At 67.4% G+C, this 15,258-nt stretch carries 13 protein-coding genes; 7 read left to right on the top strand and 6 right to left on the bottom strand.

Annotated features, from left to right (window positions below; translation table 11 throughout):
* Positions 1-31 precede the first annotated feature (31 nt).
* From OVA31_RS00135 to OVA31_RS00120, 4 genes are all read right to left on the bottom strand, one after another.
* Positions 32-2,350: a HelD family protein gene (locus OVA31_RS00135; RefSeq protein WP_267629147.1), complete on the bottom strand. Its 2,319-nt coding sequence runs from the start codon at positions 2,348-2,350 to the stop codon at positions 32-34.
* Entirely contained in the window at positions 2,347-2,895 is a 549-nt protein-coding gene (locus OVA31_RS00130) for a hypothetical protein (protein ID WP_267629146.1), read from the bottom strand. The genes OVA31_RS00135 and OVA31_RS00130 overlap by 4 nt, the downstream gene beginning before the upstream one ends.
* A gap of 176 nt (positions 2,896-3,071) precedes the next feature.
* Positions 3,072-4,136, bottom strand: a complete 1,065-nt coding sequence (locus tag OVA31_RS00125) for a DoxX family protein (RefSeq protein ID WP_267629145.1) — start codon at positions 4,134-4,136, stop codon at positions 3,072-3,074.
* A 130-nt stretch (positions 4,137-4,266) separates the two neighbouring features.
* A complete protein-coding gene (locus OVA31_RS00120; protein WP_267629144.1) occupies positions 4,267-4,950 on the bottom strand; it encodes an MBL fold metallo-hydrolase in 684 nt (227 codons plus the stop codon).
* Between the two features lie 271 nt (positions 4,951-5,221).
* Between OVA31_RS00120 and uvrA the strand changes: the two genes are divergently transcribed.
* Positions 5,222-8,104, top strand: a complete 2,883-nt coding sequence (uvrA, locus tag OVA31_RS00115; protein ID WP_267629143.1) for an excinuclease ABC subunit UvrA — start codon at positions 5,222-5,224, stop codon at positions 8,102-8,104.
* A gap of 57 nt (positions 8,105-8,161) precedes the next feature.
* Here uvrA and OVA31_RS00110 read toward each other — a convergent pair whose 3' ends face one another.
* Complete coding sequence (locus OVA31_RS00110) at positions 8,162-8,494, bottom strand: PspA domain-containing protein (protein WP_420714119.1); 333 nt, start codon at positions 8,492-8,494, stop codon at positions 8,162-8,164.
* A 33-nt stretch (positions 8,495-8,527) separates the two neighbouring features.
* Positions 8,528-8,953, bottom strand: a complete 426-nt coding sequence (locus tag OVA31_RS00105; RefSeq protein WP_267629142.1) for a DUF1844 domain-containing protein — start codon at positions 8,951-8,953, stop codon at positions 8,528-8,530.
* A 236-nt stretch (positions 8,954-9,189) separates the two neighbouring features.
* Here OVA31_RS00105 and infC point away from each other — a divergent pair, with 236 nt between their 5' ends.
* The 6 genes from infC (at position 9,190) to pheT (ending at position 15,224) form a co-directional block, all read left to right on the top strand.
* Positions 9,190-9,849, top strand: a complete 660-nt coding sequence (gene infC / locus OVA31_RS00100) for a translation initiation factor IF-3 (protein WP_164309508.1) — start codon at positions 9,190-9,192, stop codon at positions 9,847-9,849.
* 107 nt (positions 9,850-9,956) lie between these two features.
* Positions 9,957-10,151, top strand: coding sequence for a 50S ribosomal protein L35 (rpmI, locus tag OVA31_RS00095; protein ID WP_161058883.1), 195 nt, complete (start codon positions 9,957-9,959; stop codon positions 10,149-10,151).
* 74 nt (positions 10,152-10,225) lie between these two features.
* Complete coding sequence (gene rplT, locus OVA31_RS00090; protein ID WP_164309435.1) at positions 10,226-10,606, top strand: 50S ribosomal protein L20; 381 nt, start codon at positions 10,226-10,228, stop codon at positions 10,604-10,606.
* Between the two features lie 34 nt (positions 10,607-10,640).
* Positions 10,641-11,456, top strand: coding sequence for a TrmH family RNA methyltransferase (locus tag OVA31_RS00085; RefSeq protein WP_267629141.1), 816 nt, complete (start codon positions 10,641-10,643; stop codon positions 11,454-11,456).
* Between the two features lie 186 nt (positions 11,457-11,642).
* Positions 11,643-12,674, top strand: a complete 1,032-nt coding sequence (pheS, locus tag OVA31_RS00080; RefSeq protein WP_267631338.1) for a phenylalanine--tRNA ligase subunit alpha — start codon at positions 11,643-11,645, stop codon at positions 12,672-12,674.
* Between the two features lie 75 nt (positions 12,675-12,749).
* Positions 12,750-15,224 (top strand): phenylalanine--tRNA ligase subunit beta, encoded by a 2,475-nt coding sequence (pheT, locus tag OVA31_RS00075; RefSeq protein ID WP_267629140.1) that lies wholly within the window; start codon positions 12,750-12,752, stop codon positions 15,222-15,224.
* Positions 15,225-15,258 lie beyond the last annotated feature (34 nt).

The following is a 15,258-nucleotide window of genomic DNA, read 5'->3' as shown; positions in this document are numbered from 1 at the left end:
GATCACCGACAGCCGAACGCCCTCGACACCGTCACCAGGTGTCGGGGGCGTTCGTCACGTCACGCAGCTCCTCGGGCAGTTCGTCGGAGTGGACCACCGTCAGCCGCTGCGTCGCCCGGGTCAGTGCCACATAGAGATCCGAGTAGCCGCGTGGGGAGTCGGCGATGATCGCCGCGGGTTCGACCACGACGATGTTGTCGAACTCGAGACCCTTGCAGGCGCCGACCGTGAGAACACGTGGCGGTGAGTCGATGTCGCTCATCTCGGCCACCACGTCGTCGTGGAGCCGTGTGGGCACGATCACCGCGGTCACACCGGTGAGTTCGGGACGCGCTGCCGCCTCGACGGCGATCTGTGCACGCTTGGCGACGTCGGTGTGGATCGCGACCGGATCGATCCCGTTGCTCCGCAACGACGTCGGCGGGGACTGCGTGGGACTGATCTGCGCGAGCATGCGGGTCGCATAGGTCATGATCTCTGCGGGTGTCCGGTAGTTGACGGTCAGTTCACGCAGATGCCAGCGGTCCGCGACATACGGTGACAGAACATCCCCCCACGATCGCGTGCCGGCCAGATCTCCGGTCTGGGCGGTGTCACCGATGATCGTCATCCACCGGTTCGGTATGCGGCGCATCACCATTCGCCACGCCATCGCCGACAACTCCTGCGCCTCGTCCACGATGACATGCCCGAAGGCCCAATTCCGGTCACCGTGCGCGCGTTCGGCGGTGGTCAGCCGCTGCGTCTCGGTCTGGCGGGCGGCCAGCTGCTCGGCATCGATGAGGTCATAGGCCATCAGGATCTCCGGATCGAGCTCGTCCTCGAGATCCTGCGGCGCGGAGCCGGTGAGGATGTCCAGTGCGTCCTGGGCGTCGGCGAGCTGACGGCGCCAGCGTTCACGTTCCGCGCGCTCGGCGTCGTCGGTGCCGTAGCCGATCAGCTCCGCGAGCTCGTCGAGCAGTGGCACGTCTGCGGGGGTGAGATCACCGCCATCGGTTCGCGGCCGCGGGGACCTGCGATGCAGAGCGTTGCGATCCTCGTCGGACCAGCCGGGTGAGGCCTTCCGTACCGCGGCGGGGTCGGCGAGGAGTTCACGCAGCATCGCCTGGGGCGTCAGCGACGGCCAGTAGCGCAGGAGTGCGCGGCGGATCTCAGGATCCTGGCCCATCTCGTCGCGGATGTCGGTGATGTCGGCGCCGCTGAGCAATTGGGAGCCGTCGAGCAGACTCGAGCCGATCGCGCGCGCGTGGGCCTGAGCCAATCCGTCCAGCGCGGCGCGGAGAAAGACCGGTTGCGCGAGATTGTGTGCGCGCCGCGAACTCCGTGCCTTCGCTCGTGCCGCCTTGATCAGTGCGGAGTCGATCATCACCTGATAGGTGTCGAAGTCCACCGGAACAGGCTTGGGTGGCAGTGACTGCCGGGCCCGCACCGCACGTTTCAGCAGATCCACCATGCGGGGGTCGCCCTTCACCGCTGCGGCGTGGCGGGTCTCGGTCGCGGTCGCGTGGACGCCGGGATAGAGGTCGCCGATGGTGGACAGCAGCACACCCGACTCGCCGAGCGACGGGAGAACCTGGCCGATGTAGGTCAGGAAGTCGTCGTTGGGACCGATGATCAGAATGCCACTGCGCGACAGGATGTCCCGGTGGGTGTACAGCAGGTACGCGGCACGGTGCAGCGCCACGGCCGTCTTCCCGGTACCGGGTCCGCCCTGGATCACCGTGACCCCGCGATGTGGGGAGCGGATGATCAGATCCTGCTCGCGCTGAATCGTCTCGACGATGTCGGTCATCTCACCGGTGCGCGCGGCGTTCAGCGCGGCGACCAGAGCGGTCTCGTTGACCACGTCCCCGTGCCCGACGTCGTCGGGCGACGCGTCGCCGAGAGTCAGGTACTCGTCGTTGACCGCCCGCACCCGTCTGCTCCGGGTCCGGACATGCCGTCGGCGGTCGACGTCCTCGGGTGCGGCGGGCGTGGCCAGATAGAACGGACGTGAGAGGGGAGCACGCCAATCGAGCAGCAGGGTGGTGTCCGTGTCGTCGTCGTCGAGGACGCCGATCCGGCCGATCCGCCGGATCTCCCCGTCGTCGAGATCGAGTCTGCCGAAGTACAGATTGTGTTCGGCGGCATCGAACTTGGCGAGATCATCGGTGTAGAGCCGTTCATACGACTCGCGTTCGGACCGCGCCTGCGGAGTGCCGCCCTTCTCGCGCAACGTCGAGGAGAGGCGACGCTGCGTGTTGGCGCGCATGCGATCGAGTCGCCCATAGACCTGGTCGAGGTGGGCCTGTTCTTCGGTGATCCGCGAGTCCACGTCGGTCTCAGGGTGTTCCGTGTCTGTCGAACTCACCGTCGGGCCATGCCTTCGCGAGATGGGGTCGATGCCAATCCGGCGTCGCGGGCCAGGTCCGCCGACCGGAACGAGGTGGTGATCCGCGCGCCCACCGCAGGCTCCGCCAGCCGGCGGCACACGGCATCTGTGGGTCCGCCCAACGCCGGATGGGCCAGGCGTGCGCCGAGCCATTCGACGGCGTCGCCCTGCGAGCCCAGCGGCAGGGGACTCGCGGTCCGCGGGTCACCGAGAACGCCGTGCCGGGACACGTAGAGCGAGAACGTCTGGGGGACAACGGTTGCTGCAACGACCGGGTGGTCGGCGGTGGAAAGCATCATACGATCGTAATTCGGTTCGGTGTGGTCGAGGACAGCGGTCTCGTCGTCGGTGAGCCATGCGCCGACGGTGTGCAGCTGTGCCCCGGGGGAGAAATACGGCGCCGCGGGGATGTATCCACGAGCGGAGACGTGCGCGGAGTGTCCGACGGCGAGATGGGAAACCGTCAGGCGGACCATCGGCGGGTTCACGTCACCGATCACCGCGGCGAGTTTTGTGCGTAGCACGATGGGTGACGCATTGGACCCGACGGCGACGACGAGTTCACGGCCGGCGAGCGAATCCGGCTCGAGGAGTTCATCGTCGACGTCGTCGGGCGTCGCCCACGGATAAGCGTGGGCGGGGAATGCCGTCCTGTTGTCGGTGCTCGGCCCGCTCGGGTGGCGGGGGTCGGGAAGCGGGTCTATGAGCGGGCCTCTCGCCAGCGCCGCCGGCCCTCGTCTGCGCCTTCGCTTGCCTTGTCCTTCGCCGTGGTCGCCAGCGCGGACGCCTGATCCGCGAGCTCAGGCCCACGGCTCTTGACGACCTGTGCGGCGTCGGAGGACTTCTCGCGAATGGCCTCGGCCAGCTCAGGTGCACGGTCGATGATGCGCTCGGCGGCCTTGTCGGCGCGCTTCTGCAGCTTCTTCGCGGTTTTCTCGGAGCGCTTCTGGGCGACCTTCGCGGCCTTGTCCGAACGCTTCTGGGCCACCTCGGCGAAGTCCGCGGAGCGCTTCTGGGCCGCGTCGGCGAGCTCCGGTGCGCGCTGCCGGATGATCTCGGCGGCCTCGACGGACCGGTCACGTGCCGCCTCGGCGATCTCGGGCGCGCGGTGCTTGATGACCTCGGCTGCCTCGACAGAACGCTCGCGAGCGGCCTCGGCGATCTCGGGCGCACGATGTTTGATGACCTCGGCGGCCTCGGCGGAGCGCTCGCCGAGCACGTGGGCGCCCTCCGCGGAGCGTTCACGGAGCGTGCCCCAGGTCGATTCCGATGCGGCGACACCGATCGGCAGCGCCGCGGTGATCGCCTGGCTCGCCTCACCGGCCTTCCGGCGACCGCGCCACGCGAGTGACGGCTTGCCCTCGGTGTCGACGGCGGCGATGAGCAGCCCGCCGAGCAGGCTCACGTTCTTGTAGAACTGGGTGCGCTGCCGAGCCCGGACGTCGGGATCCGTCTCCTCCCAGAACGCGTGTCCGGCCAGCGTTGTCGGGACCAGCGAACCGGCCAGACCCAGTGCGGCGAATCGTGGGAACTTGCCCGTCGCGAGAAGAATTCCTCCGCCGACCTGGATCGCACCGTTGACGCGCACGAGGATCTCCGGCTCCGTCGGGACGTTGTCGGTGACGCTGTTCGGAAGGGCTTGGACCGACTTGTCGACGAGATCGCGCGACATGTCGGCCTTGGGCTGAGGATTGCGTAGGGCGTCGATGCCGGAGGCAACGAACGCGGTGGCCAGCATGGGTCGGGCAATTCGGCGGATCAACATTGACGGCCTCCTCGTGACAGAACTCGGATGTCCACCCCCTTGTCTTGAGTGGTGAACCTCATCGAGGCTACCGGGCTCGGAGAGCGATCGCAGGCACGCAGGCGCCCGGTGGCACCCGCGTGCCGCTCGGTCACCAGCCGCGCTGACGCCATTCGGGCAGCGACGGGCGCTCGGCACCGAGTGTGGTGTCCTTGCCGTGTCCGGGATAGACGACGGTCGAATCCGGGTAGCGATCGAAGACCTTCGCGGACACATCGTCGATCAAGGTCTCGAAGTGGCCCGGCTCCCAGGTCTTGCCGACGCCGCCGGGGAACAGACAGTCGCCGGTGAAGAGGTGCACGCCGTCGTCGTCGGAGTACGCGAGCGCGATCGAGCCGGGGGTGTGGCCGACGAGATGGATCGCGTCGAAGGTGAGGTCGCCCACCACGACGGTGTCGCCGTCGTCGATCAGCCGGTCCGGAGCGATGGGCAGCTCGTGGGCGTCCAGGCGCCCGGCGGCCGTCGGCACGCCGAGTTCGCCGGCCACGTCGGTCAGGGCCTGCCAGTGGTCGAAATGCTGATGTGTGGTGAAGATCAGTTTCGGGGTGCCCGGCAACGACCGGACCACCTCGAGGATGCGGTCGGCATCGTTGGCGGCGTCGATGATCAGCTGGTCACCGGTCGCTGTGGAGGTGACCACGTACACGTTGTTGTCCATCGGTCCGACGGACATCTTCACGATCGTCGCCGACCCGAGGGTCCGCAGCTGAGGCCGAGGGGACTCCGAGAGATCGCCGGTGTAGGTGTCGCTGAGGGAAACGTCCTGGGGGCTCATGGCCGTCAGGTTATGCCACGACGACGGGCCGGGCGACGGAGATCGTCGGTCGATCGGCGAGAGTATCGTGGAGCATTGGTCGACTGACCATCGAACATGCCCTGCGTCGAGATCTCTCCAGCAACGGGAGGCCGGCCGAGCCCTCCGATCTTGTCGGTGGTCGTCGTTAGGGTGTGCGCGGTGCGGTCCGGCCATGGCCTGGATCGCGTCCAGCCAGCTCACACACCAGCACCCGAGCGAACGCCGGGTCAGCAACGAATGAGGACTCCAAGTGGTTGACCGTCTCGTCGTCCGCGGCGCCCGTGAACACAACCTGCGCGGTATCGACGTGGATCTCCCGCGGGACAGCCTCATCGTGTTCACCGGGCTGTCGGGATCGGGGAAGTCGTCGCTCGCGTTCGACACGATCTTCGCCGAGGGGCAGCGCCGCTACGTCGAGTCACTGTCGGCGTACGCGCGCCAGTTCCTCGGTCAGATGGACAAGCCCGACGTGGACTTCATCGAGGGGCTCTCGCCGGCCGTCTCCATCGACCAGAAGTCGACCAACCGCAACCCGCGGTCCACGGTCGGCACGATCACCGAGGTCTACGACTACCTCCGCCTGCTCTATGCCCGCGCCGGCCGTGCGCATTGCCCGGAGTGCGGCGCGCTGATCGCCAAGCAGACTCCGCAGCAGATCGTCGATCAGGTCCTCGAGATGGACCAGGGTGTGCGCTTCCAGGTGCTCGCCCCCGTCGTCCGCACCCGCAAGGGCGAGTTCGTCGACCTGTTCGCCGAACTGCAGACCCAGGGGTTCTCCCGCGCACGTGTCGACGGCACCGTTCACCAGCTGACCGATCCGCCGAAGCTGAAGAAGCAGGAGAAACACGACATCGAGGTCGTCGTGGACCGCCTCGCGGTCAAGTCGAGCGCCAAACAGCGTCTGACCGACTCCATCGAGACCGCGCTACGCCTCGCCGACGGCATCGTCGTCCTCGACTTCGTCGACCTCGACGAGTCGGATCCCCATCGGGAACGCCGGTTCTCCGAGCGCATGGCATGCCCGAACGGGCACCCGATCGCCATCGACGACCTCGAACCGCGGTCGTTCTCGTTCAACTCGCCCTACGGTGCCTGCCCGGAATGCGACGGCCTCGGCATCCGCAAGGAGGTCGACGAGGAGCTGGTGGTTCCCGACCCCGACCTCTCACTGGCCGACGGCGCCATCGCCCCGTGGTCGGGCGGGCACAACGCCGACTACTTCCTGCGGCTCATGGGTGGCCTGGCCGATCAGATGGGCTTCGACGTCGACACCCCGTGGCGGAAACTGCCCGCCAAGGCGCGCAACGCCATCCTCAACGGCAGCGACCACCAGGTTCATGTGAAGTTCCGGAATCGGTACGGGCGAACTCGCTCCTACTACACCGAATTCGAAGGTGTGCTGTCATTCCTGGCCCGGCGCATGGATCAGACCGAGTCCGAGCAGATGAAGGAGCGGTACGAGGGATACATGCGCGACGTGCCGTGCCCGGCATGTCAGGGCGCACGCCTGCGGCCCGAGATCCTCTCCGTCACCCTCGACCATCCGACCTTCGGCCCGAAGTCGATCGCCGAGGTGTGTGCGTTGTCGGTGTCGGAATGCGCGGAGTACCTCAACGGCCTGGAACTCGATGCACGCCAGCAGGCCATCGCCGGACGGGTCCTCAAAGAGGTCCAGGCCCGCATCACTTTCCTGCTCGACGTCGGGCTCGAGTACCTGTCGTTGTCGCGGGCGGCGGGCTCGCTCTCGGGCGGTGAGGCGCAGCGTATTCGCCTGGCGACCCAGATCGGCTCCGGTCTCGCAGGCGTGCTCTACGTCCTCGACGAGCCGTCGATCGGGCTCCATCAGCGCGACAATCGGCGTCTCATCGAAACCCTCACGCGCCTGCGGGATCTCGGTAACACCCTGATCGTCGTCGAGCACGACGAGGACACCATCCGATCGGCGGATTGGATCGTCGACATCGGCCCACGGGCCGGCGAACACGGTGGCGAGGTGGTGCACAGCGGCAGCTACAAGGATCTGCTGCGCAACCGCCGATCGCTCACCGGCGCCTACCTGTCCGGCCGGGACACGCTGCCGGTGCCGCCGATCCGACGGCCGATCTCCCGGCGCAAGCAGCTCACCGTCGTCGGTGCGCGTGAACACAACCTGCGCGGTATCGACGTGCCCTTCCCGCTCGGCGTGCTCACCGCCATCACCGGAGTGTCGGGCTCGGGCAAGTCGACGCTCGTCAACGACATCCTCGCGACCGTGCTGGCCAACAAGCTCAACGGCGCGCGACAGGTGCCCGGTCGGCACACGCGCGTGAAGGGCCTCGATCACCTCGACAAGCTCGTCCAGGTCGACCAGTCGCCGATCGGCCGCACACCGCGCTCCAATCCGGCGACCTACACCGGCGTCTTCGACAAGATCCGGACGTTGTTCGCCGCGACCACCGAGGCAAAAGTGCGCGGCTATCAGCCGGGCCGGTTCTCCTTCAACGTCAAAGGCGGGCGCTGCGAGGCGTGCACCGGTGAAGGCACGATCAAGATCGAGATGAACTTCCTCCCCGACGTCTACGTGCCGTGCGAGGTGTGTCACGGTGCGCGGTACAACCGCGAGACGCTCGAGGTCCACTACAAGGGCAAGACCATCTCCGAGGTCCTCGACATGCCGATCGAGGAGGCCGCAGAGTTCTTCGAGCCGGTCACGTCCATCCACCGCTACCTGAAGACGCTGGTCGACGTCGGGCTCGGGTACGTGCGACTCGGCCAGCCGGCGCCGACGCTCTCCGGCGGCGAGGCGCAGCGCGTGAAACTGGCCGCCGAACTCCAAAAGCGTTCGACCGGTCGGACGGCCTACATCCTCGACGAGCCGACCACCGGCCTGCACTTCGAGGACATCAAGAAGCTGCTCGGCGTCATCAGCGGCCTGGTCGACAAGGGCAACACCGTCATCGTCATCGAGCACAACCTCGACGTCATCAAGACGGCGGACTGGGTGATCGACATGGGTCCCGAGGGGGGTACGGGCGGCGGCACCGTGGTGGCCGAGGGAACGCCCGAAGACATCGCGGCGGTGCCGGAGAGCCACACCGGGAAATTCCTGGCCGACATCCTCGAGCTCGATGAGGACGTGGCCTCGGCGGGCTGAGTCGGCTTGTAGCAATAATCCGTGCCCAGCGCGGTTTATTGCTACAAAGGCGGGTCGTCAGCCCTTGCCCATCGACTTCCGGATCTCATCGAGCTTCTTCTTGGCCGCCTCGTCGCGTTTACGCATCATCTCGTCGACCTGTTGCCCCTCGGGCGAGGCCTCTGCCAGCTCCTCGGAACCGATCGCCGTGGTGACCCGGTTCTCGATCTTGTCGCGGACGAAGTCGAAGGTCGGTACGCCCGACTGGTTGTAGCCCGGGTCGGGGATTGCAGCGCCCGTGGCGTAACCCGGCGGCGCCGGCACCGACGTCGGGGATGCTGGTTCCGGCAGGACAACCTCGCCGTCGACGACGTCGGGCTGGGGCTCCTCGCGTTTGTCCGAGTTCACCACTCCAGCCTACGTCGCACGCGCGAGCGCGAGGGTCTATCGGCGTGGCGCGCGGACCGGCCCGGTGTACTTCTCGCCCGGACCCTCGCCCGGCTCGTCCGGATGCGCGCTCGCCTCGCGGAACGCCAGCTGAAGGCCTTTGAGGCCGTCGCGGATCGGGGCCGCGTGGATGCCGAGGTATTCGGTGGAGGCCTGCACGAGGCCGGCCAGCGAGGTGATGAGCCGTCGTGCCTCATCAAGGTCGACGGAGTCCTCGTCGGCTCCCTCGGCCAGGCCCAGCTTCTCGGCGGCCGCGCTCATGAGCAGCACGATCGCCTTGGTGACCACCTCGATGGCCGGAATATCGGCCAGGTCGCGGACGTTGTCGATATCGGTCTGCTCCGGACCGACGATTCCCTCGCCACTGTCAGCGGCGCCCTCACCGGGCATCTGTGCAGGTGACGAATAGGAGTTCTCGGTCATGGCTGTTAGACTCCCATAGCACGACCGCCCCGGTTTGCGCCGGGGTCGCAAGTGGAGTTCCGCTCCCACCGTCACGACGCGGTTTCACCCGCAGTTGTACGGTCCGGTTCATACCGAGGTCTCGCCGCTTCGAGCAGCGCAGATTCGTCGGTCCGACGAGTGCGTCGGAGAACCGGTCGGTAACGGAGCCCTGCGGACGCCATCAGCGTCGCGGGGCTCTTCTGCTGGAGAGCCACCTGCTTGCGCATCCCAGCGATCCTGGGCCGCGGTCACCAGAGAACACTGATCTAGGAGGCCCCATCAGCACTGAGACCCGCATCAACGAGCGCATCCGCGTCCCTGAGGTCCGACTCGTCGGACCGAACTCGGAGCAGGTGGGCATCGTGCGTGTTGAAGATGCGCTTCGCCTGGCCATCGAGGCCGACCTGGACCTGGTCGAGGTCGCCCCCGACGCACGGCCACCCGTGTGCAAGATCATGGACTACGGCAAGTTCAAGTACGAAGCCGCGCAGAAACAGCGCGAATCGCGTCGCAACCAGCAGATGACCGTCGTCAAGGAGCAGAAGCTCCGCCCGAAGATCGACGACCACGACTACGAGACCAAGAAGGGTCACGTCGTACGGTTCCTCGAGGCCGGGTCCAAGGTGAAGGTCACCATCATGTTCCGTGGTCGCGAGCAGTCGCGCCCCGAACTCGGCTACCGACTTCTGCAGCGCCTGGGCAACGACGTCGCCGACTACGGCTTCATCGAGACCTCCGCCAAGCAGGACGGCCGGAACATGACGATGGTGCTGGCGCCGCACAAGGGTGCGAAGACCCGGCAGAAGGCTCAGCAGGGCCGCGACCGTGGACCGCGCCCCGACGCCGCCGCGCAAGACGCCGAGACCAACCAATAGCGAAGGGGGATGGGTAACACCGTCCGCCACTGAGCACTGACCATCAGCGCGCGAGAACCACCCGGTCACCACGGGTGGGCTTCCGCTCGCTCGAACGAAGGAAGAACATGCCGAAGAGCAAGACCCACAAAGGCACCGCAAAGCGATTCAAGGTGACCGGCAGCGGCAAGATCGTTCGCCAGAAGGCCAATCGTCGCCACCTCCTGGAGCACAAGTCGTCGCGCCGTACTCGCCGTCTCGACGGGATCGCCGTCGTGAGCGAGAACGACACCCCTCGCATCAAGCGGCTCCTCAACCGCTGACGCGACCGAAGACTGCGCCCCGCCGCCGGAGGCCGGGGACCCACCAGACATCTGACGAACAAAGGATTTGAAGCATGGCACGCGTGAAAAGGGCGGTGAACGCCCAGAAGAAGCGTCGTTCGACCCTGGAGGCTTCCAAGGGTTACCGCGGACAGCGTTCGCGTCTGTACCGCAAGGCGAAGGAGCAGCAGCTCCACTCGATGACCTACGCCTACCGGGACCGTCGCGCCCGTAAGGGTGAGTTCCGCAAGCTGTGGATCGCGCGTATCAACGCTGCCGCCCGCGCCAACGACATCACCTACAACCGCTTCATCCAGGGCCTGAAGGCCGCTGGTGTCGAGGTCGACCGCAAGGTGCTCGCCGACATCGCCGTCACCGACCCGGAGGCCTTCACCGGTCTCGTCGAGGTCGCGCGCAAGGCGCTGCCGGACGATGTGAACGCGCCCGCTGCCTGACACCGGCGCGTCCGACGGCATCCCACGACCCGTGATGGAAGTTCTCTCCGAACGATCATCACGGGTCGTGTCGTATGCAAAGCTCCATCGCTCGTCGGTGCGGCGCACCGAGGGACGGTTCCTCGTGGAAGGTGCGAACGCCGTCGAATCGGCGCTCGCAACTCGACGGGCTCAGCGAATCCTGGTGCGCGACGGCGATGTCGAGCGGTTCGCTTCTCTCGTCGACACTGCACGCACGAGTGGCCTCCCCGTCGAGATCCTGTCCGAGCGGGCGGTGGCCAAGCTGACGGAGGCCACCACCGCTCCCGGCGTGTTCGCGATCTCCGCGCTGCTCGATCGATCGCTCCCGGACGTGCTGGACTTGTCACCGGGCTTGCTGGCCGTCGCGGTGGAGCCGCGTGAGCCGGGAAACCTCGGCACCCTCATCCGGTGTGCCGATGCGATGGGCGCCGATGCGGTGATCCTGCTCGGCGAGTCGGTGGATCCGCACAACGGGAAATGTGTGCGGTCCTCGGCGGGCAGCGTGTTCCATGTGCCGATCGTGCGCGAGCGGGAGGTCGCCGCGGGTCTGGCCACCATCGGGGCTGCGGGCATCAGCGTGCTGGCGACCGCGGCCGACGGCGAACTGTCCCTCGACGACGCCGACGACGTCCTTGCCGGGCGGTGCGCATGGATGTTCGGCAACGAGGCGCACGGCCTCGACGACGCGGTGGCCGGACGCGCAGATCATCGGGTGTCGATCCCCATCCGCGGTCGCGCCGAGAGCCTCAATCTGGCGGCCGCGGCGGCCATCTGTCTGTACGCGAGCGCACGTGTCCGCGCGTCGGGTCCGGCAGGCGATGGGCGATGACCCCACGACGGGTGACTGCGCCGGCTGACCCGATAGCAGCGCCCACCTGCGCCTCAGCGCGATCCGTAGGTCGTCTAGGCTGGTAGCTCGGGTGTCCGGAAGGAACGTGGTCACCCGAGATCCCACTTTTTCGACAGACCGAGGAGATCGCCGACCGTGGCCAGCCCTGCCGACGACGCCCAAGAGATGCGGTTCCCCGAACCGCACGAACTCGACGCCGCAGCCGCGGCGGCCGTCGCCGCGTTCGAGGCGGCCGCAGACCTCGACGAACTCGCACACGCCAAGACAGCGCACCTCGGTGATCGGTCCCCGATAGCACTCGCTCGGCGGGCGCTGGGCGCGATCCCGAAAGACCAGCGTTCGGCCGCCGGAAAGACGGTCAACGAGGTCCGCGGGCGGGTCACCGCGGCATTCGACCTCAGGATGGCGACGCTGCAGGCCGAACGGGATGCGGCCGTGCTGGTGGCGGAGGCCGTCGACGTCACGTTGCCCAGCGGGCGCCGACGCGTCGGCGCGCGGCACCCGATCACGGTCATCGCAGAACAGGTCGCCGATGTGTTCATCGGGATGGGTTGGGAGGTCGCCGAGGGGCCGGAGGTGGAGACCGAGCACTACAACTTCGATGCGCTCAACTTCCTGCCTGACCATCCGGCTCGTTCGATGCAGGACACCTTCTACATCGCACCCGAGGGCTCGCGACAGGTGCTGCGGACGCACACATCTCCGGTGCAGGTGCGGTCCATGCTGAGCCGCGATGTGCCGATCTACGTCGCATGCCCCGGGCGGACGTTCCGCACCGACGAGCTCGACGCCACCCACACGCCGGTCTTTCATCAGATCGAGGGACTGGCCGTCGACAAGGGCCTGACGCTGGCGAATCTGCGCGGCACCTTGGAGGTCTTCGCGCGGGCGCTGTTCGGTCCGGAGACCACCACCCGGATGCGTCCGAGCTACTTCCCGTTCACCGAGCCGTCGGCTGAGGTGGACGTATGGTTCCCCGGCAAGAAGGGTGGAGCGGGTTGGGTCGAGTGGGGTGGCTGCGGCATGGTCAACCCGAATGTGTTGCGCGCTAGTGGAATCGACCCAGACGTGTACTCGGGCTTCGCCTTCGGGATGGGCCTCGAACGAACCCTGCAGTTCCGCAATGGCATCTCTGACATGCGTGACATGGTCGAAGGGGACATCCGTTTCACCGTCCCGTTCGGCCCGGCGGTCTGATCGACCGTCACCGAGCCCGACCACCGGCAACTCCATATCCGCGACAAGCCCGATCGATGAAAGTAGTTGGTTGACGTGCGTGCCCCACAGTCCTGGTTCACCGAGGTGCTCCGCCAAGGAGACCCCCAGTGGTCGGCGACGGCCGCGGAGATCGACCAGGGATTCGTCCGCGTCGGTTTCGAGATCGAGGATGTCGAGCCGTTCCCGGTGATCACGGGTCCGCTGGTGATCGGCCGGGTGGAGACCATCGAGGAGCTCACCGAGTTCAAGAAGCCGATCCGGTTCTGCACCGTCGAGGTCGGCGAGGAGCAGCCGCGTGGCATCGTCTGTGGCGCACGCAACTTTGACGTCGGCGACCTGATCGTGGCTGCGCTGCCGGGGGTGGTGCTGCCCGGGCCCTTCGAGATCGCCTCGCGCAAGACCTACGGACGTGTCTCCGATGGCATGATCTGTTCGGTGTCCGAACTCGGGATCGGTAACGACCACAGTGGAATCCTCGTGCTCGCGCCGGATACCGCCGAACCCGGCGACGACGCCCGCGAGGTCCTGGGTCTCGACGACACCGCCATCGACATCAACGTCACACCCGACCGTGGCTACGCATTCTCGGTGCGCGGACTCGGCCGTGAACTCGCCGGCAGCTTCGGGGTGCCCTTCGTCGATCCGGGCATCGGTGCGGCCGCACTGGCCTCCGCTGCGGGCGATGCGTGGCCGGTGGCGATCGACGAGGGCTCGTCGGCCACGCGATATACCGCACGGGTCATATCCGGTGTGGATTCCACCGCCGCCTCTCCGTGGTGGATGCAGAAGCGGTTGCTGGTGGCGGGTATCCGGCCCATCTCCGCGATCGTCGACGTCACCAACTACGTGATGATCGAGCTCGGGCAGCCGTTGCACGCCTTCGACGCGGAGAAACTCGCCGGCACCATCACGGTTCGCCCCGCACAGGCAGGCGAGAAACTGACCACCCTCGACGATGTCGTGCGCGTCCTCGATCCCGAAGACGTCGTGATCGCCGACGACAGCGGACCCGTCGCATTGGCCGGCGTGATGGGTGGGGCATCCACCGAGGTCGCCGACGAAACGACGTCGGTGCTGCTCGAGGCGGCGACCTTCGACCCTGTGCGGGTGTTCCGTACCGGAAAACGGCACAAACTGACGTCGGAGGCGAGCAAGCGATTCGAGCGCACGGTGGATCCGGACGTCACCGCGGTGGCGTCGGACCGGGCGGCGCGACTGATCGTCGAGATCGCCGGGGGCACCATCGCCTCGCCTCTGAGCGAGGCCCGGGTCGCAAAGACCGCGGTGCCGCCGATCACCATCGCCCTCGACGAGCCCGACCGCACCGCCGGGATTCCGTATCCGGCCGGGACCACCGCGACACGTCTGGCCGAGGTGGGCTGCACCATCGCGGGCGCAGATCCCCTGACTGTCACTCCGCCGTCGTGGCGTCCCGATCTGCGGGAACGCGCGGATCTCGTCGAGGAGGTGTTGCGCCTCGAAGGGCTCGAGGACATTCCGGCCGTGGTGCCACGGGCGCCGGCCGGTACCGGCCTGAGTGCGGCGCAGCGTCGCCGTCGCGGCATCGGGCGGACCCTCGCTCTCGACGGCTATGTCGAGGTCCTGCCGTACCCGTTCATGCCCGCGGGGGTCTTCGACGTCTGGGATCTGCCCGCCGACGACGAGCGTCGGCGCACCGTCAAGGTGCTCAATCCGCTGGAGTCCGATCGTCCGGAACTCAACACCACCCTGCTGCCGGGTCTGCTGGAGATGACCGCCCGCAACATCGCGCGCGGCCAGCGGGACCTGTCGCTGTTCACCGTCGGTCAGGTCGTACTGGCGGGTGATCACGTCGCCGCGGTTGATGCGATCGACGTCACGCGCAGGCCCACCGACGAACAGATCGCAGCCCTCGATGCGTCGTTGCCGCATCAGCCTTTGCATGTCGCGGTGGTTCTGACCGGGCTCCGCGATCCCGCGGGCCCGTGGGGCCCGGGACGTACCGCCGACCATGTCGACGCCTTCGAGGCGGCCCGGACCATCGGTCGAGCCGCCGGTGTCGAACTGGTGTTGTCGGCCGCCGACGAACGGCCGTGGCATCCCGGCCGCTGCGCGCGACTCAGTGTCGACGGTGTGCGGGTCGGGTACGCGGGAGAGCTGCACCCGGCGGTGCTCGAACGTGCCGGTCTGCCCAAGCGGTTGTGCGCCGTCGAGATCGACGTCGACGCGATGCCCCTTGTCGAGCGCCTGCCCGCGCCACGCGTCTCGCCGTTCCCGGCCGTGCTGCAGGACGTCGCGGTCGTGGTCGCGGACAGCGTGTCTGCCGGCGACGTCGCCGCTGCGCTGCGCGTCGGAGCCGGTGAACTGCTCGAGGCCATCGACCTGTTCGACGTGTTCACCGGTGAGCAGGTCGGCGACGGCAGCAAGTCCCTCACCTTCGCGCTGCGGTTCCGCGCGCCCGACCGGACGCTCACGGAGGACGAGGCCAACGAGGCGAAGCTCGCGGCCGTCGCGCACGCGGGCGAACAGCTCGGCGCCCGGCTACGGTAGGTCCCACCCGCCCGTGAATTGATTTGCATTGGCA

The organism is Gordonia sp. SL306, assembly GCF_026625785.1.
Lineage (GTDB): Bacteria > Actinomycetota > Actinomycetes > Mycobacteriales > Mycobacteriaceae > Gordonia.
Note: the sequence above shows the minus strand (reverse complement) of the source record. Positions and strands in the feature narration are given on the sequence as shown.

What these genes read in the sequence shown, in the direction of transcription:
- OVA31_RS00085 (WP_267629141.1), top strand. Translation starts at nt 10,641, where the DNA reads ATGGAAGTTCTCTCCGAACGATCATCACGGGTCGTGTCGTATGCAAAG.
- OVA31_RS00120 (WP_267629144.1), bottom strand. Translation starts at nt 4,950, where the DNA reads ATGAGCCCCCAGGACGTTTCCCTCAGCGACACCTACACCGGCGATCTC.
- rplT (WP_164309435.1), top strand. Translation starts at nt 10,226, where the DNA reads ATGGCACGCGTGAAAAGGGCGGTGAACGCCCAGAAGAAGCGTCGTTCG.
- pheS (WP_267631338.1), top strand. Translation starts at nt 11,643, where the DNA reads ATGCGGTTCCCCGAACCGCACGAACTCGACGCCGCAGCCGCGGCGGCC.
- OVA31_RS00125 (WP_267629145.1), bottom strand. Translation starts at nt 4,136, where the DNA reads ATGTTGATCCGCCGAATTGCCCGACCCATGCTGGCCACCGCGTTCGTT.
- rpmI (WP_161058883.1), top strand. Translation starts at nt 9,957, where the DNA reads ATGCCGAAGAGCAAGACCCACAAAGGCACCGCAAAGCGATTCAAGGTG.
- OVA31_RS00105 (WP_267629142.1), bottom strand. Translation starts at nt 8,953, where the DNA reads ATGACCGAGAACTCCTATTCGTCACCTGCACAGATGCCCGGTGAGGGC.